This window comes from Acidobacteriota bacterium (assembly GCA_016195325.1).
Taxonomy (GTDB): Bacteria; Acidobacteriota; Polarisedimenticolia; order JACPZX01; family JACPZX01; genus JACPZX01.
In genome coordinates this window covers 11,895-29,363 of record JACPZX010000016.1, presented here as the reverse complement: position 1 = coordinate 29,363, position 17,469 = coordinate 11,895, and the positions used below count along the sequence as shown (strand labels likewise).

The window sequence follows — 17,469 nt, the reverse complement described above, 5'->3', positions numbered from 1 at the left end:
GCTCCGGCGCCCCGCCTCCTCCGGGAGCCGGTGTATATTCCCGGCTCGGAGAGCCCTCCCATGAAGGTCCGTTTCGAGGACATCCAGGAGAAGATCGCGGCCTACCATCCGGAGGCCGACTTCGATCTGCTCCGCAGGGCCTACGTCTTCTCCGCGATGGCGCACCGCGGCCAGGTGCGCCGGTCCGGCGAGCCGTACCTGACCCACCCCCTCGAGGTCGCGTACATCCTGGCCGATCTGAAGCTCGACGTGGTCAGCGTCATCGGCGGCCTCCTCCACGACGTCATCGAGGACACCCTCGCGACGCGCGAGGTCATCGAGGAGTACTTCGGGGCGGAGGTCGCCAGCCTCGTCGAGGCGCTGAGCAAGATCTCCCGCATCACGTTCACGAGCGAGGAGGAGAAGCAGGCGGAGAACTTCCGCAAGATGATGCTGGCGATGTTCGACGACATCCGGGTGATCCTCGTCAAGCTCGCCGATCGGCTCCACAACATGCGCACCCTCGAGTTCCTCTCCGCGGAGAAGCAGGAGCGGATCGCGCGCGAGACCATCGAGATCTACGCGCCGCTCGCCAACCGCCTCGGGATGGGGCGCATCAAGGCCGAGCTCGAGGACCTGTCGCTCCAGCACCTCGACGCTCCGGGATTCGAGATGCTCTCCCGCAAGCTCGACGAGCAGCGGCGCGTCAGCGAGGAGTACATCTCGGAGATCCGCCGCACGATCGAGGAGAAGCTGCGGGAGGCCGGCGTGCCCGCCGAGATCAAGGGGCGCGTCAAGCACCTGTACTCGATCTACAAGAAGATGCGGGTCCAGCACATCGACGTCGATCGCGTCTACGACTACGTGGCGTTCCGGATCATCACCGACACGGTGAAGAGCTGCTACGCCGCCCTCGGGGTCATTCACGGGCAGGAGGGGTGGCGCCCCGTGCCGGGCCGGTTCAAGGACTTCATCGCGATGCCGAAGCCCAACCTCTACCAGAGCCTTCACACGTCGGTGATGACCGATCGCGGCTACCCGTTCGAGGTGCAGATCCGGACCCGCGAGATGCACGCCGTCGCCGAGCAGGGGATCGCCGCGCACTGGAAATACAAGGAGGGGCGCTCGTTCGACAGGCGGGAAGAGCAGGGCTTCCAGTGGATTCAGCGCCTCCTCGATCTCCAGAAGGAGACCAAGGACTCGACCGAGTTCCTCCACGCGGTCAAGCTCGATCTCTACGCGGAGGAGGTCTACACGTTCACCCCCCGTGGAGAGGTCCGGGCCTTCCCCCGGGGCGCGACCGCCATCGACTTCGCGTACTCGATCCACAGCGAGGTCGGCAACCACTGCACGGGCGCCCGCATCAACGGCCGGCTGGTTCCCATCAAGAGCGAGCTGAAGAACGGCGACGTGATCGAGATCCTGACGTCACCCGCGCAGAGGCCCAGCCGGGACTGGCTCGCGTCGGTCAAGACGTCGCACGCGCGGCACAAGATCCGCCATTGGCTGAACGCCCACGAGCGGGGGCGGAGCCTCGACGTCGGGCGCGCGATGTTCGAGCGCGAGCTCAAGCGGTACAAGCTGAGCCTGAGGACGCTCGCCGCGGACGGGACGCTCGATCGGGCGCTGAGGAAGCTCGGGTGCGAGACCCTCGACGACTTCCACGTCCACGTCGGGTACGGGAAGCTGACGATCCACCAGCTCTTCGAGGAGCTGGTGCCCAGGGACGTGCTGCACCCGAGGGAGGAGCCCGCGCACCCCAGGCCGGCGGTGCGCGCGGGCGACAGCCGCGTGCGCGTGTCGGGGTCCGACGACGTCATGGTCACTCTGGCGCGCTGCTGCAAGCCGATCCGCGGCGACGCGATCGTGGGTTACATCACGTTCGGGAAGGGGGTCTCCGTCCACAACGCCCGGTGCCCGAACGTGGAGAACCTCCTCTTCGATCCCCACCGGAGGATCGAGGTGGCCTGGGAGGGGGACGAGCACCAACCGGCGTCGGGGCTGTACGACGTCCCGATCGTCGTCCACACGGAGGACCGCCCGGGGATGCTCGCGAGGCTGACCTCCGTCATCGCCGACGAGCGGACCAACATCCGCGACGTGGAGGCGCGCACGACCGCGGACGGGAAGGGGCGGATATCCCTCGTCATCGACGTGCAGGATCGGCCGCATCTCGAGCGGGTGATCGAGAAGCTTCGGAGCGTCGATGGAGTGCATCACGTCGAGCGCCAGATGGGCGCGTGAGGAGAGAGGATGATGGAGCGCAGGAGAATCGTCACGGACAGGGGGCCGGCGGCCATCGGGCCGTACTCGCAGGCCATCGAGGCCGGCGATTTCGTGTTCGTGAGCGGCCAGATCCCGCTCGACCCGGCCACCATGACGTTCGTGAGCGGGGACGCGGCGGCACAGACGGAGAGGGTGATGAAGAACCTCGCCGCGATTCTCGACGCCGCCGGCACCTCCATCGATCGGGCGGTGAAGGCGACGATCTTCCTCAAGAGCCTCCAGGATTTCGAGGCGGTGAACCGGGTCTATGGCGCGGCGTTCAGGGGGGACCCCCCCGCGCGGGCCACCGTCGAGGTGTCAGGGCTCCCGAAGGGGGCCCTCGTCGAGATAGAGATGATCGCGCTGAAGGGGAGATAGATCTAGGAGACGGCCTTCTGGACGCGGCCGGTCCGGAGGCAGCGGGTGCAGATCTTGACGCGCCGAACCGCCTTGCCGAACCGGGCTCGCACCCGCTGGAGGTTCGGATACCAGACGGCCCTGGTCAGGTTGTGCGCGTGACTGATGTTGTGACCGAACTGCGGACCCTTGCCGCAGAACTCGCAGCGTCTCGCCATGCTTTCGTCACTCCGGAACTCGTCGGGCCGTCAGCGGCCGTTCGTGAAGGGGAGCCTCACGGTAACACGACACCCCCGGCGGATCAAATGAAAATGATGGGGCGGGGAGGCTTCAGAGGTTCCGATTCGGGGCCGCCGCTCGGAAGTGCTTGCTTGTGACGGAGAGCGGCATAATATTGCCGCTGCGCCGAAACGGAAGAACCGGAACATAGCTCACGCGCGAACCAGTCGCCCCGCGGAGGTCTTGACGAACCGACCGGATCGTTTCGGGCACGGCGGGAGGCGACGACTGTTGATTGCAGCCCAAGCGCCTATGCCCACGCTCTTTTGTTTTGTCTCGCATTCTTTTGTCTTGACAAGGCGAAAAGCGTCACGGTAACTTGACACGCCGTTTTGGGTGCTGGTTTAAGTCGTTGACATCTGACGGATAGGAGAGACGGGGTGCTCTTCGGGCGAACCAAGAACCTGGTCGGTCTCGACATTGGGTCCAGTTCCGTCAAGGCCGTCGAGCTCAAAGATCTCGGCAAGGGGCGCGGGTACCAGCTTCTGAACATCGGGATCGAGCCCCTGTCGCCGGAAGCCATCGTGGATGGCGCGATCATGGACTCCGGGCTCGTCGCGGAGACGATCCAACGTCTCTTCACGACGAGCCGGATCAAGTCCCAGGAGGTCGCCATCTCGCTTTCGGGCCACTCGGTGATCATCAAGAAGATCAGCCTTCCCCAGATGACGCAGGAGGAGCTGGGAGAGTCGATCCAGTGGGAGGCGGAGCAGTACATCCCCTTCGACGTCGACGACGTGAACATCGACTACCAGGTCCTCGAGGGGCCCAGCCTCTCCGGCGAAGGGAACATGGACGTCCTCCTCGTCGCCGTGAAGAAAGACAAGATCAACGACTACACGACGGTTCTCGCCAACGCCGGAAAGTCGGCGCAGGTCGTGGACGTCGACGTCTTCGCGCTCCAGAACGCCTACGAGGTGAACTACGACGTTCCCTCGGACAAGGTCGTCGGGCTCATCAACATCGGGGCGGCGGTGACGAACATCGCCATCCTCCAGTCCGGTTCCTCGATCTTCTGGCGCGACATCTCGATCGGCGGAAACCTCTTCACCGAGGCGATTCAGAAAGACCTCAACGTGCCGTTCGATCAGGCCGAGCTCCTCAAGAAGGGGCAGGAGGTCGAGGGGGCGAACCCGGAGCGGGTGGCCTCGGTCCTCCAGGCGGTCGGTGAGCAGGTCGGCACCGAGATCCAGAAAACGCTCGACTTCTTCAAGGCGACCTCCTCGTCGGACCCGGTCTCTCTCATGGTCCTCTCGGGCGGGGGCTCCCGCACGCCGAACCTCGCGGCCTACCTCGGCCAGCGGTTCGAAACGCACGTCGAGATGCTGGATCCCTTCAAGAAAGTGGCGGTCAACGACCGACAGTTCCCCGCCGACCGTCTCGAGCCGCTCGCCTCGTGCGCGAGCGTCGCGGTGGGCCTGGCGCTGAGGAAGGTGGGCGACCGATGATCAAAGTCAATCTTCTGGCCGTCGCCCGCAAGGAGACCGCAGGAAGAAAGGCGCCGACCGTCAACCTCGAGGGGGCGGGGACCCTTCAGAACGTGCTCTTCGCCGTCCTCATCATCGGGACCTTGAGCTTTCTTGTCTGGAAGCAGCTCGACCTCAAGGGGCAGATCGACGATCTCGACCGCAAGCTCGAGGACGATCACGTCGCGATGAAGAAGGTCGAGGAAGATCGCCGCGTCGCCGACGAGCTCGAGAAGAAGAAGCAGAGGGTCGAGCACCAGATCGACCTGATCACCAAGCTGAAGAACGAGCAGCAGGTTCCGGTCAGGCTTCTCGACGAGATCAGCCGCAATCTCCCCGACTTCCTCTGGCTGACCGCGATGAACGAGAATGGCGGCGCCCTGACCTTCAGCGGCAAGGCGACGACGCCCACGGCCTACGCGAACTTCTACAACAATCTGGACGCTTCGCCCTATTTCTCGGACGTCGGCCGCATCAGCTACCGCGACGACGGCGCCGAGGGCGTCGCTTTCTCCCTGGCGGCGAGGTTCGTGCCGAATCCCAAGCCCGCCGCGGCGCCCGCGGCCCCGGCGCCTGCCGAGGGCGCGCACTAACGCGCCCCGGGGCTGGAGGACTTTACGATGGACAAGATGCCGGTATGGGCGCGGGTCGCGATCGTGGTCGGGGTCTGCGGCCTGCTCGCGTTCGGCGCGTGGAAGTCGTACCCGAACTTCTCGCAGGAGCAGTCCGACATCGACGGCAAGCAGCAGGAGCACGATCGGCTCCAGGCCGAGATCGCCAAGGGGCGCGAGGCCGCGAGGCGGCGCGCGGAGCTCGAGAAGCTCATCGCCCAGAAGGACATCGAGCTCGCCAGCCTGCGACGGATTCTCCCGACGGAGCCCGAGGCCGGCATCATCATCAAGTGGCTCGAGAGCCAGGCCAGCCGGTTTAACCTGGGCATCAAGTCGCTTTCCGAGGCCAGCATCAAGCAGGGCGAGTTCTACAAGGAATACACGTACTCGATGAACGTCGTGGGCAACTACCACGACCTCGGCCGTTTCTACGACGTGATCGGCAAGCACGATCGCATCATCAACGTGCGCAACGTCAGCATCACGAAGAACTCCGGGGCCGACGCCCGATCGCGGTCTATCGTCAGCTCGTTCTCGGCACTGACGTTCGTCTACACCGAAAAGGAAGGATGACCATGCGCGTGACGAAGCTCATCAGCGCGTCGGCCCTCCTGGTGGCGGCCTGCGCCGCAAGCGCTCTGTGGGCCAGGGTGCCCGACGAGAACAATACGCCGCAGGGGCGCGGACCGGCCAGGGCGCGGCAGGCGGCCGCCGCATCGGCCGCCGCATCGGCTCCCCCGGCATCGGGCGGGGCCGCGTCATCGGCGCCGGCACCGGCCGCCGGGGAGAACAAGGTTCTCGAGGACGTCCACAAGCAGGAGGAGGCTTCGGCCAGCGGCAAGGGGTTGACGTACGACCCGGGAGATCGGCGCGATCCGTTCATCTCCCCCGCGGAGGCCAACAAGCTCGAGGATGTCGGCAAGTGCGAGGGCGAGGGGATGGAGTGCTGGCTGATCACCGAGGTCAATCTCGTGGGCGTGCTCTCGAGACGATCCGGCGGCGTGGCTCTCGTCGTCGGACCGGAAGGTTACGGCGCCAGCCTCAAAGCGGGTGACAAGCTGTACGACGGGGAGGTCCTGAGAGTGGATGCGCCCACGGGAACTGTGGTGTTTCGACAGAAAATCAACGACCCGACGCGGATCAAACCCTACCGCGACATAGAGAAGAAGTTGAATCTGACGAGGGAGGGCGGCGTATGACCTGGCCTAAGAGCCTCGGGCTTTGCCTGCTCGTCGCGACGGCCGCAGGATGCGGCGCGTCCGGAAGGGCGAGCGTTCCGGTGGAGTCGGGGCCCGATCAGGCCTCAGTCCGCGGGGAACAGACCCCCGGAGCGGAGGCCGCGCGCGGAGCGTCCGACTCGGCCGCCACGCTGCCGGTCTCCGACGTGACCGCGCTCACGGGAATCCGCGTCGTCCCGGCGACGGAGCCCGCGGGCAGCGTCAAGGTCGAGATCGCGGCGTCAGCGCCGGTCAATTACACGTCATACCAGCCCGAGCCGAACGCCTTCATCCTCGAGATCCCGAACGTCGATCTCTCGAAGCTGCCGGCGGACGTCTCGATGGCCGGCGAAGGGTTCAACCCGATCAGGATCTCGGGTCTTCCCTCGCATCACGGATCCTCGCACGCGCGCATCGAGTTCAGCGGGCCATCGGCGATGGAGGCGAAGGTGGTCCCGGAGGGCTCCGGGCTGGCGGTCTACCTGACGCCGGTCGAGGGGCAGGCCAGCGTCGTTCCGGACGCGGCCGCGGCGATGGCTTCCGGGCCCTCGCCGGCACTCGCGGCGATGCCCGCGCCAGCCCTCGCGGCGACGCCCGCGCCGGCCACCGTGGCGGCTCCGGCCGATGCGGCGATCCAGGTGCCCGTGGCGGTGAGCGCGCCCGCGGAAATCCCCGCCCCGCCCGCCCCGCGCCGCGACGACGCGAGCGTCGTGACCGGGCTCGTCGTGGACGGCTCCCGAACCAAGGGAAGCGTCACGATCGTGGGCGACGGCTCCTTCCGTCACAACGAGTTCATCCTGAAGAACCCGGATCGCCTCGTCGTCGACCTCCTCGGCGTCACGAACAGGGTCCCCGAGAAGAGCTACCCCGTCTCGGCAGAGCCCCTGCAGCGGGTGAGGGTCGCCCAGTTCAAGACGCACCCCGAGAAGGTCGTCCGCATCGTCTTCGACCTCACGCATCCGATCGAGCACCAGGTGGTCACCGATCCCGACGGCATCAGGGTTCTCCTCGGCGCCGAGGCGATGCAGCAGAGCGCCGCGACCACCGTCCCGACGGTGGCGGCGATCGTGCCGAAGGCGATCCCCACGCCGCCGGCCGCCGCGCCCGTGACCGCCGCGCGTCGCGCCGACGGGAGGGTGACCCCGACGGTCTCCTTCGCGGAGCCCGCGGGAGCCTCAGCCCCTGCGGCCGTCGAGCCAAAGCCGGCTCAGACCGTCGCGGCGGCGCCCGCGGCCGACCCGACGGAGCTCCAGCCCCGCCTCGTGCCGACGAGCGCGAAGGATGTGGCCAAGGACATCGTTCTCTTCGACCGCTCCGACCCCGCGGCGTCCTCCAAAGAGGAATCGACCTCCTCGCTTCCCGCGGGGGTCAGCTTCCAGAGCCAGACGATCGCCGGCGACAAGCGCCACTACCGGGGCGAGAAGATCTCGGTCACGTTCCGCGACGCCGATCTGCGCGAGGTGTTCTTCTTCTTCTCCGACGTGATGAAGATGAACGTCGTCCTCGACCCGGACGTCTCCGGCAAGATCGACATCCGGCTGACGCAGGTCCCGTGGGACCAGGCCTTCCAGGTGATCCTGAAGAACCAGGGTCTCGACGCGGTCGAGGAGGACAGCGTCGTCCGCATCGCGCGCACGCAGAAGCTGCGCGCCGAGGCCGGAGAGCGCCGCGCCCTCAAGCAGGCGCAGGAGCAGGAAGTCGACCCCGTCACCTTCACCCGCAAGCTCAGCTATGCCAAGGTGCAGGAGGCGATGGCCGTCATGCAGCAGGTCCGGTCCGAGCGAGGCAAGATCATCGCGGACGCCCGGACGAACACGATCATCATCAGCGACATCCCGGACAAGCGCCCTGCGTACGACAACCTGCTCAACGCCCTCGACACCCAGACGCCGCAGGTCCAGATCGAGGCGCGCATCGTCGAGGCGATCCGGTCGTTCGAGCGCAGCCTCGGCATCGACTGGGGCTTCAAGGCCCTGGCCGACCCGGCGCACGGGACGCAGACCAATCTGCAGTTCCCGCACCGGGCGGACTTCAACGCCGACGTCAACCTGGCATCGTCGAAGAACGCCGGAACGGTCGGCCTGGCCCTCGGCAACGTCCTCGACAGCGTGACCCTCGACGTCACGCTGGACGCGTTCGAGTCCGACGGCAAGGTCCGGATCCTGTCCGCCCCGAAGGTCGTCACCCAGAACAACCAGCCGGCGACGATCGAGCAGGGCGTGCAGATCCCGGTCGTCACCACGACGGCCACCCAGATCGAGGTCCAGTACGTGCCGGCCTCGTTGCGGCTCATCGTCACGCCGCAGATCACGGCCGAGCAGACGGTCATCATGAAGGTCCTCGTCGAGAACAACCAGCCGAGCTCGACCGTCAGCGTCGGCGGCACGCCGGGCATCGTGACCGAGCGCGTCGACACGCAGATTCTCGTCCGCACCGGGACGACGGCCGTCATCGGCGGGGTCTATAAACTCCAGGAGACCGACACCGAGACCGGCATCCCGGGGCTCCATCGAATCCCCTTCTTCGGCTGGCTGTTCAAGAACAAGGACTTCAAGAAGGATTCCTCGGAGCTGATCGTCTTCCTGACGCCCAAGATCGTGACGAATGTTTGAGGAGGGCTCGATGCGAAGCGAAGTGAAAGTCCTTCTCCTGGTCCTCGTGGCGGTCTCGGGGCTCCTGCTCCCGGGCTGCAACAAGAACCTGGACGACCCGACGCAGGGTCAAGGCCTGCTCACCATCGAGAAGGTGAACCCGGCGCTCGTCCTGTCGGACATCACGCCGACGGACCCGAACACGGGCCTCCCGACGCCCCTCCACGACGACTCGACGTCGGTCACGGTGAAGAATCTGGCCCGCACGACGACCACCGGCAATTTCAGCGACATCGCCGTCACGTCGTCCGAGCGCGTCTGCACCTTCGCCGGCAACACCGTGGCCCGCGCGACGGGCCCCGGGGGATTCACCATCCCGGTCAACGGCTCGGCCGACATCACGACGACCGCGGTCACGGTCGCCGAGAAGATCGCCACCGGCGCGGCGGTCGGCGATTCGTGGCAGTGCTTCGTCCGGTTCAAGGGACAGGATCTCGCCGGAAATCCGGCGGAAACCCCGTTCGCGGGCTTCTCGGTCAACTTCGTCGATCAATAGCGCCGGCACGGCGCCGCGGCATCCGGGCGGCTGGACGGGCCCCGACGAGGGCTCTCCAGCCGCCTTTTGTCTTTTCGGGGCGCATGCACGCCGTCTCTTGATGGCGGGCGCCGCTCTCGGATAACATGGGCCGCCGATCCGCGCCCGATCGATCCGGGCGCACCGGCCCGACACTCATGCCAGAAAAAACCATCACGCCATCGCCGAAAGCCCTGCACCTCGCCCGGCGCCTGAAGCTCGATCCGACCTCGCGGGTCTTCTACGAGCTGGCGCGGGAACACCATGCGCTGAAGAACCTCGACGAGGCGGCGCGCCTCTGCCGCGAGGGGCTGCAGAGGCACCCGGCGTACCACTCCGCCCGCGTCCTGCTCGGGAAGGTGCTCTTCGACATGGGCCTCTTCGCGGAGGCCCGGCCGGAGCTCGAGCGCGTCGTCAAGCAGGCCCCCGACAACCTCCTCGCGCGGCGCCTCCTGGCCGACGCCCTCGCCGGAGTTGGCGATCGTCCCGGCGCGGTGGCCGCCCTGAGGCAGTTTCTCGCGATCCAGCCGGGGGACGCGGAGGCCCTGAAGCAGATCGAGGAGCTCGAGAGCGGACCCCCGGCGGAATCGACGGCTGGGCTGGAGACGCTTCCGAGGCCGGAGCCCGAGGCGGCCGAGGTCGGTGACGCGGATGAGGTCGTCACCCCCGCTCCGCCCGAACCCGTGGCGTCCACCGTCATGATGACACTCCCCGAAATCGCCTCCACGGTGATCATGACACCCTCCGAGGCCGTCGCCTCCACCGTCATGATGATCCCGGGCGAGGCCGTCGCCGCCACGGTCATGATGACGGCGCCGGATGTGGAGAAGGGAGCACGCGAGGAAGATGTCGTGGGGCCGCCCATCGAGATGGCGCCCCCCGTCGGAATCCGGGCCCCCCGCGACGTCCGAACCACGATCATGTCGCCCGCCGACGTCGTCGCCGGGATGGAGGCGCACGCCCCCTCGACGCCGTCGCCGGCGCACGATGCCTCCGCCGCGACGGTCATGATGCGCGCGCCCGTCTTCGGCGCTGATGAAGTTCCCGCGGCCTCCCACCCGGCAGAAACCTTGGAGAGCGCCCTCGACGGCTTGACGGTGCCCGTGGCAGCCCCCGCGGCCGCCGGCGGGCCCGCCGCAGAGCCCGGTCCTCTCGCCGCGCGCGACGGAGAGCCGGTGGCCCACGACGACGAGCCCACGGTGGGGGCGCTTCCGACGCCGACTCTCGCCGAGATTTACCTCGCGCAGGGGATGCCCGAGCGCGCGCTGGAGGTCTACGAGGCGGTGCTCGCCGGCGATCCGCACAACCACGAGGCCGCGGTGCGCATTCGCGAGCTGCGCGAGAGGCTGGCACCTCAGGGAAGCGTCACGCAGCGGAAGATCCAGACACTCGAGGGATGGCTCGGCAGGATTCGGAGGCTGAAAGATGTTCAGGACGACGCTGGAAGAAGCGGCCCGACGTCTGCCGGGGTGTGAGGCCGCCGCGCTCGTCGGGCGCGACGGCATGGTCGTCGAGCACTGGGCCTCGCCGGGCGGACCGTCGCCGGAGGTCATCGCCGCCGAGCTCACCCCGGTGGTGCGATCGGTGGAGGCCCTCGGGCGCAACGCCGGGGGCGGCGGCGTGAGGGATCTGACTCTCCGGCTGGAGGCGTGGTCCTGCGTCGTGCAGCCTGTGAGCGCCGATCTCTTTCTCATCCTCGTGGCCGGACGCAACGCGGTGCCGGGGAGGGTGAGGTTTGAGGCTTCCCGAGCCGCCGCTCGCCTGGAGTCGGATCTCCGCTAACCCTTTCGCGTCGGAGACGTCCCGAGTGCCGTCCAGGCTGGAGCGGATCCGTGAGAAGATCGACGAGGCCGGCGCCGTCGCGCTGCTGGTCGGATCGCGCGCGAACGTGCGTTACCTCTCGGGATTCAGCGGATCGTCGGGGGCGATCCTCGTGACGAAGGGGGCGGCGACGCTCTTCACCGACTCGCGGTACACGATTCAGGCCGGCGAGGAGTGGACCGGCGGGACGGTCGAGACCGTGACCGGGGCCCCCCTGCGCGCGGCGCTCCGGGCGGCGGGGGCGGTCCGCGTCGCGTTCGAGGCGGCGCACGTGACGGTCGCGGAGAGGGAGGACCTCGAGGCCGCCGCCACGGGCGCCCGGCTCGTCGCGACCCGGGGGCTGGTCGAGGGGCATCGATCGGTGAAGGAGCCGGAGGAGATTCGAAGGATCGAGAGCGCGGTCCGCGTGAACGCGGAGGCATTCGACGCCGGAGTCGCGGAGATCGCCGGCGGCGTCACGGAGGCGCGCGTCGCGGCGGTGATCGAGGGAACGATGCGGGAGCGCGGGGCCGAGTCCCCCGCCTTCGACTCGATCGTCGCGTCGGGTCCGCGCGGAGCGCTGCCGCACGCGCGCGCCTCGATGCGGCGTCTCGTCGCGGGAGAGCCCGTGGTGGTCGACATCGGCGCGAAGGTGGACGGGTACACGAGCGACATGACGAGGACGGTCTTTCTCGGCGAACCCGGCGACCTCGGGCGGCGCGTCCACGCGGCCGTCCTCGAGGGAGTGCGCCGCGCGGAAGGGCTGGTGCGGCACGGCGCTTCCATCGCGGCCGTCGACGGCGCCGCGCGGGACGCCGTGGCCGAGGCCGGCTTTGCCGACGCGGCGTTCCGCCACGGGACGGGACACGGGGTGGGGATCGAGGTCCACGAAGCACCCCACGTGGGCCGCGCCGCGGACGGGGCTCTCCTCGCCGCCGGCATGGTCGTGACGATCGAGCCGGGGATCTACATCGAAGGCTGGGGCGGCGTGCGGATCGAGGACATCGTCGTGGTGGAGCGGGACGGTTGCCGCGTCCTGACCACGACGCCGAAGGAGATGCTCATCGTCTGAGCCGGGCGCGGGCGGCCCGAAGCGAGGGACCAGGTGGACAGCAAGGAACTCAGGGAGCTCATGGAGTATCTCTCGCGAAGCAATTTCGCGGAGTTCGAGATCGAGCGGGACGGCCTGAAGCTGCGGCTGGTGAAGGAATCGGCGAAGGCGCCGGCGGCCCCCCCGCAGCAGGTGTTCATGCCCTTTCCCGCGCCGACCCCGTCGCCGTCCCCCGCCGCTCCCGCGACCGGTGCCGCGAACCCGGCGGCCGCCGCGACCACCGCGACGGCGAAGGCCGGGGACAGCGGGGAGATCTACCAGGTCACGTCGCCGATGGTCGGCACGTTCTACCGCTCCCCGAATCCGGCGGCTCCCGCCTACGTGGAGGTGGGCGCGGTGGTGAAGAAGGGGCAGGCGATCTGCATCGTCGAGGCGATGAAGCTGATGAACGAGATCGAGTCGGAGGTCGCAGGCGAGATCCTCGAGATCCCCGTGGCCAACGGGCAGCCGGTCGAGTACGGCGAGGTCCTCTTCCGCGTCCGCCTGACCTCGTGATGTTCAAGAAGATTCTGATCGCGAACCGCGGCGAGATCGCCCTGCGGATCGTCTACGCCTGCCGGGAGCTCGGCGTGAAGACGGTCGCGGTGCACTCGGAGCCCGACAAGGACTCGCTGCACGTCCGGTTCGCCGACGAGGACGTGTGCATCGGCCCGGCGAAGAGCAGCGAGAGCTACCTCAACATCAGCGGAGTCATCGCGGCGGCCGAGATCACCGACGCCGAGGCGATTCACCCCGGATACGGGTTCCTGGCCGAATCGCCGGCCTTCGCCGAGGTGTGCAAGGCCTGCAAGATCAAGTTCATCGGTCCCCGGCCGAACGTCATCGCGATGATGGGCGAGAAGTCGCGGGCGCGGGAGATCGTGAGGAAGGCGGGAGTCCCGGTCCTCCCGGGCAGCGACGGCGTCGTCGAGGACGTCGAGCGCGCCACCGCCATCGCCTCCGAGATCGGCTACCCGGTCATCGTGAAGGCCGCGGCGGGAGGGGGCGGGCGCGGCATGCGCATCGCGACGGACGCCCGGGAGCTCGGCCGCGTCTTTCCCGTCGCGCGGGAGGAGGCGAGGGCCGCGTTCACGGTCCCCGACGTCTACATCGAGAAGTACCTCCCGAATCCCCGTCACATCGAGTTCCAGATCATGGCCGACGAGAAGGGGAACATCATCCATCTCGGCGAGCGCGAGTGCTCGATCCAGCGGCGGCACCAGAAGGTGCTCGAGGAGTCCCCATCCACGGCGCTGACAGCCGATCTGAGGCGCCGGATGGCGGAGGCCGCGCTCAAGGCGGCGCGCTCCGTGAAGTACGAGAACGCGGGGACGATCGAGTTTCTCCTCCAGGACGGCAGGTTCTACTTCATCGAGATGAACACCCGAGTCCAGGTCGAGCACCCGGTGACCGAGATGGTGACGGGGGTCGACATCGTGAAGGAGCAGATCCTCGTCGCCGCGGGCCACCGGCTGTCGAAGAAGCAGGAGGAGATCATCGTCCGCGGCCACAGCATCGAGTGCCGGATCAACGCCGAGGACCCCGACACGTTCATGCCCAGCCCCGGCCTCATCACGAGCTACCACCAGCCGGGAGGCCCCGGCGTCCGCGTCGACTCCGCGGTGCACTCCGACTGCCGCATCTCGCCTTACTACGACTCGATGGTGGCCAAGGTGATCACTCACGGGAGCACGCGCGAGGAGGCGATCTCGCGGATGAGGCGCTCTCTCGACGTCATGGTCGTCGAGGGGATCAAGACGAACATCCCGCTGCACAAGAAGATCCTCGCCGACACGGATTTCCAGAAGGGGAACGTCTCGACGAAGTTCCTCGAGCGCTACGTGCCGTGACCGGCGCGGGCGAATCCCCCTGACGCTTCCCGCGCTCTATCCGATCACCGACCGCGCCCTCGCGGGCGGACTCTCCCACGCTGAGATCGCCAGGCGTCTCGCGGACGGCGGCGCGACGATCGTCCAGGTGCGGGAGAAATCGATGCCCGACCGCCTTCTCGCCGAGGCGGTCCGGGAGTGCCTTCTCGTGCGGGGTCTCTCGGTCATCGTGAACGATCGGGCCGACGTCGCGAGCGTGACCGGCGCGGCCGGAGCGCACCTCGGCGAGGACGATCTTCCGGCCGGCGCCGCCCGCGAGCTCCTCGGCCCCGCCGCCATCCTCGGCGTCTCGACCCACTCGGTCGAGGTCGCGATCGCGGCGTGCGATCTCCCGGTCGACTACGTGGCCCTCGGGCCCGTCTTCGAGACCCCCAACGCCTCCGTCCGCCGGCCGCCCCTCGGCCTGGCCGCGGTCGCCGCGGCGGCCGCGAGGGCGCGCCTTCCGCTCGTCGCCATCGGAGGGATCACCCTCCGAAACGCGCCCGGGGTCCTCGCGGCGGGAGCCGCGTCCGTCGCCGTCATCTCCGACCTCATGCGGGCGGAGGACATCGCGGCCCGGACGCGCGCGTACCTCGCGCTCGCCCCGAAACCTCGTTGATATACTCGCCTCCGGGGAGCGGCCTCCCGCACCGGGAGTGGGACTGACGTGGCCATCATCGATCGCGACAGGCGCCGGCGGATCTACCTCGTGGGATTCATGGGGGCCGGGAAGACGTCGGTCGGCGAGTGCCTCGCGCGCGAGCTCCGCTTCCGGTTCGTCGATCTCGATCGCGAGATAGAGCGCGAGGCCGGGCGCACGATCGCCGAGCTCTTTCGGGACGACGGCGAGGAGGTCTTCCGCCGCCTCGAGGCGCGGGCGCTGCGCCTCGTCGACGCGCCGGGCGTCGTCGTCGGGACGGGGGGCGGGACGCTCACCCTCTGGGAGAACCGGGACTTCATCCACCGGACCGGCATCTCGATCTGGCTGGACGCGCCGCTCGACGTGATGCTCGAGCGGTGCCGCGCCTCCGAGCACCGGCCGCTCCTCTCGGACCGCCCGCGCATGGAGGCCCTTCTCGCCGATCGGCTTCCCGCCTACCGGGCCGCGGACCTGAGGGTCGACGCCTCGGCGGACCTGCCCGACGCCCTGGCGGCGCGGATCGTCTCGACCCTCGCGGGTCTCAGATGAAGGACGGGCGCCACGGCTGAACACTTTGCCGCGCGCGAGGCCGGTGCTAGATTGCGGTTTCCTGAGCCGGCCCCCCGTCGATCCCTTCGAGGCCCCGCGACCGCCGATGCGATACCTGATCCTGAGCGATCTCCACGCCAACCTCGAGGCCTTCACGGCCGTGCTCGCCGATGCCGCGGTGCGCCGGTACGACCGCGTCCTCTGCCTGGGCGACATCGTCGGGTACGGCGGGAATCCCAACGAGGTCATCGACCTGCTCAGGGCCCAGGAGCCGGCCGCCGTGATCCGGGGGAACCACGACAAGGTCGCCTGCGGCATCGAGGACGGTGAGCACTTCAACGACATCGCCCGCGCCGCCGCCGTGTGGACGCGCGACGCGCTGTCGGAGGAGAACCGCGCCTACCTCAGGGATCTCCCGTGCGGGCCCGTCGACGCCGGAGGCTTCGTCATCTCGCACGGGAATCCGGCGGACGAGGACGGCTATCTCCTGAGCGAGGTCGACGCCCTCATGACGTTCGAGTCGGTCGCGTTCTCCCTCGCGTTCTTCGGGCACACGCACTTCGCCTGCTGCTTCGCGACGTCGGGAGAGAGGTCGCGCCTCGAGATGCTCGGGGAGGACCACGAGCTGCGCCTCGACCCGGACTGGCGGTACCTGATCAATCCCGGGTCGATCGGGCAGCCCCGCGATCACAACCCGCGCGCCGCCTACGCCATCTACGACCGCGAGCTCGGCCTCGTGACCGCGCATCGCGTCCGGTACGACGTCGCCATGGCCCAGAAGAAGATCACCGACGCCGGCTTGCCGTACCCCCTCGCCTACCGCCTCGAGTTCGGAGTGTAGCGGCCGTCGGGACGCCGCCTCAACCCGCCCAGTACCCGGCCGCGAAGTAGGCCATCAGCACGGCCGATCCGGCCCCTCCGATCGCCACGTACGCGGCCGCCAGCTTCGGCCGTCGCGCGAGCGCCTCCCCGAGCGTGATGAAGATCGGGAACGCCTGGAGCGAGAGCCGGCCGTAGGACCAGAGCGTCGCGCAGAGCGGCGGCACCGCGACCAGCGCGGCGAGAATCCCTTCGGCCGCGGGCCGGCGCCAGAGCGAGATCAGGAGGAGCGTCAGGACGAAGATCGCGAACACCAGCTCGACGGTGGAGCCGTGGGAGCCGTGGAGGCGCGGGGACTCCGCCCATCGCGTGAAGGCGCGCCAGGGCCCGGAGAGGGGGCCGCGCCAGCGGTCCTGCCTGTTGAGCCACGAGAGGGGATCGCCAAAAGCCGTGCCGCAGTAGAGGGAGAAGCCGGCCGCGCCGGCGCCGTAGAGCGGAAGCGTGACCCAGGGCGCGAGCCACGATTCGCGCGACCCCTGAGGGTGATCCACGCGGGCGCGCGCCATCGTCAGGACGGCGGGGACGATCAGCAGCAGCCCCGTCGGCTTGGTGGCGGAGGCGAGGGCGCCAGCCACCGCGGCGGCGAGCCACCGCCTGTCGCTCAGAAGGCGGAAGCAGAGAATCGTCAGGAAGAGCAGCAGCGACTCCGCGTAGACGGCGGAGAGGAAGAGCGACGGGGGGAAGAAGAGCAGCGCGACGCACGCGAACATCGCCGCGCGGTCGGGGCCCCCGGCCCCCGATGGCTCCGCGCCCCGGCGCGAGCCCGAGGAGCCGGCGCCACGGGCCCGATGGAGCAGGACGAGGAGCGAGCCGAGCAGCGCGGCGTTCGAGACGAGAATCCCCGCGAGGAGGAGCGACGCTCCGCGCGGCGTCGTGTCCGTCGGATCGCGGGGCGAGAAGGGGGTCGTGGCGATCGCGCGCACGGCCGGAATCCACTCGAGCCCACGAGCCACTTCGCGCGTCAGGATCGGGTAGAGGGGGAAGAACCCGGTCGCGTCGGCCGGCTCGTACGCCACCCGACGGCCCGACATCCGGTCCTCGAGGTGGTATCCGCGCTCGGCGATCAGGAGGTACCACTCGGAGTCCCATCGGGCCCACATCTCGAGCGGGCGCGGCCCGGCCCACGGACGCTGCACATTGCCGGCGGAGAACTCGCGTCCGGAGGGGAGCAGCACGAATCCCGACATCCCCGCGGCGACGAGGAGAACGCGGGAGGCGACATATATAAGGATGAGGGCGGCGACGCCCTTGTATTCACCGCGTCCCGTCAAGGGGCCGACGCCTCTGAGGTGGGCCGCGCCCCG

General features: G+C 68.6%; 18 protein-coding genes. 16 read left to right on the top strand and 2 right to left on the bottom strand.

What is annotated here, in order from left to right; translation table 11 throughout:
• Positions 1-60 precede the first annotated feature (60 nt).
• Positions 61-2,223: a bifunctional (p)ppGpp synthetase/guanosine-3',5'-bis(diphosphate) 3'-pyrophosphohydrolase gene (locus HY049_02725; protein ID MBI3447826.1), complete on the top strand. Its 2,163-nt coding sequence runs from the start codon at positions 61-63 to the stop codon at positions 2,221-2,223.
• A gap of 12 nt (positions 2,224-2,235) precedes the next feature.
• Positions 2,236-2,622: a RidA family protein gene (locus HY049_02720; GenBank protein MBI3447825.1), complete on the top strand. Its 387-nt coding sequence runs from the start codon at positions 2,236-2,238 to the stop codon at positions 2,620-2,622.
• 2 nt (positions 2,623-2,624) lie between these two features.
• On the opposite strand, the gene HY049_02715 is transcribed toward HY049_02720, so the two are convergent.
• Positions 2,625-2,819 carry a 50S ribosomal protein L28 gene (locus HY049_02715; GenBank protein ID MBI3447824.1) on the bottom strand — a complete coding sequence of 65 codons (195 nt, stop codon included), beginning with the start codon at positions 2,817-2,819 and terminating at the stop codon, positions 2,625-2,627.
• 441 nt (positions 2,820-3,260) lie between these two features.
• Between HY049_02715 and pilM the strand changes: the two genes are divergently transcribed.
• The 14 genes from pilM to HY049_02645 all read left to right on the top strand — a co-directional run bounded on the left by pilM (position 3,261) and on the right by HY049_02645 (position 16,127).
• Positions 3,261-4,328: a type IV pilus assembly protein PilM gene (pilM, locus tag HY049_02710; protein MBI3447823.1), complete on the top strand. Its 1,068-nt coding sequence runs from the start codon at positions 3,261-3,263 to the stop codon at positions 4,326-4,328.
• Positions 4,325-4,939, top strand: a complete 615-nt coding sequence (locus tag HY049_02705) for a PilN domain-containing protein (GenBank protein ID MBI3447822.1) — start codon at positions 4,325-4,327, stop codon at positions 4,937-4,939. The genes pilM and HY049_02705 overlap by 4 nt, the downstream gene beginning before the upstream one ends.
• Before the next feature lie 27 nt (positions 4,940-4,966).
• Positions 4,967-5,530 (top strand): type 4a pilus biogenesis protein PilO, encoded by a 564-nt coding sequence (gene pilO, locus HY049_02700; GenBank protein MBI3447821.1) that lies wholly within the window; start codon positions 4,967-4,969, stop codon positions 5,528-5,530.
• Positions 5,531-5,538: 8 nt separating this feature from the next.
• Positions 5,539-6,156 carry a hypothetical protein gene (locus HY049_02695; GenBank protein ID MBI3447820.1) on the top strand — a complete coding sequence of 206 codons (618 nt, stop codon included), beginning with the start codon at positions 5,539-5,541 and terminating at the stop codon, positions 6,154-6,156.
• Positions 6,153-8,786: a type IV pilus secretin PilQ gene (pilQ, locus tag HY049_02690; GenBank protein ID MBI3447819.1), complete on the top strand. Its 2,634-nt coding sequence runs from the start codon at positions 6,153-6,155 to the stop codon at positions 8,784-8,786. The genes HY049_02695 and pilQ overlap by 4 nt, the downstream gene beginning before the upstream one ends.
• Before the next feature lie 10 nt (positions 8,787-8,796).
• Complete coding sequence (locus tag HY049_02685; protein MBI3447818.1) at positions 8,797-9,321, top strand: hypothetical protein; 525 nt, start codon at positions 8,797-8,799, stop codon at positions 9,319-9,321.
• Positions 9,322-9,497: 176 nt separating this feature from the next.
• Entirely contained in the window at positions 9,498-10,814 is a 1,317-nt protein-coding gene (locus HY049_02680; protein ID MBI3447817.1) for a tetratricopeptide repeat protein, read from the top strand.
• On the top strand, positions 10,765-11,121 hold the full coding sequence (locus HY049_02675; GenBank protein ID MBI3447816.1) for a roadblock/LC7 domain-containing protein: 357 nt from the start codon (positions 10,765-10,767) through the stop codon (positions 11,119-11,121). Before HY049_02680 ends, HY049_02675 begins: the two co-directional genes overlap by 50 nt.
• Before the next feature lie 25 nt (positions 11,122-11,146).
• Positions 11,147-12,211, top strand: a complete 1,065-nt coding sequence (locus HY049_02670; GenBank protein MBI3447815.1) for an aminopeptidase P family protein — start codon at positions 11,147-11,149, stop codon at positions 12,209-12,211.
• A gap of 33 nt (positions 12,212-12,244) precedes the next feature.
• The gene (accB, locus tag HY049_02665; protein MBI3447814.1) at positions 12,245-12,745 is read left to right on the top strand and encodes an acetyl-CoA carboxylase biotin carboxyl carrier protein; all 501 of its coding nucleotides are present in this window, start codon (positions 12,245-12,247) and stop codon (positions 12,743-12,745) included.
• Entirely contained in the window at positions 12,745-14,079 is a 1,335-nt protein-coding gene (gene accC / locus HY049_02660) for an acetyl-CoA carboxylase biotin carboxylase subunit (GenBank protein MBI3447813.1), read from the top strand. The genes accB and accC overlap by 1 nt, the downstream gene beginning before the upstream one ends.
• Before the next feature lie 13 nt (positions 14,080-14,092).
• On the top strand, positions 14,093-14,716 hold the full coding sequence (gene thiE / locus HY049_02655) for a thiamine phosphate synthase (protein ID MBI3447812.1): 624 nt from the start codon (positions 14,093-14,095) through the stop codon (positions 14,714-14,716).
• A gap of 48 nt (positions 14,717-14,764) precedes the next feature.
• Entirely contained in the window at positions 14,765-15,286 is a 522-nt protein-coding gene (locus HY049_02650; protein ID MBI3447811.1) for a shikimate kinase, read from the top strand.
• 106 nt (positions 15,287-15,392) lie between these two features.
• Positions 15,393-16,127, top strand: coding sequence for a metallophosphoesterase family protein (locus HY049_02645; protein ID MBI3447810.1), 735 nt, complete (start codon positions 15,393-15,395; stop codon positions 16,125-16,127).
• A 19-nt stretch (positions 16,128-16,146) separates the two neighbouring features.
• Here HY049_02645 and HY049_02640 read toward each other — a convergent pair whose 3' ends face one another.
• Positions 16,147-17,436, bottom strand: coding sequence for a hypothetical protein (locus HY049_02640; protein ID MBI3447809.1), 1,290 nt, complete (start codon positions 17,434-17,436; stop codon positions 16,147-16,149).
• Positions 17,437-17,469: the final 33 nt, after the last annotated feature.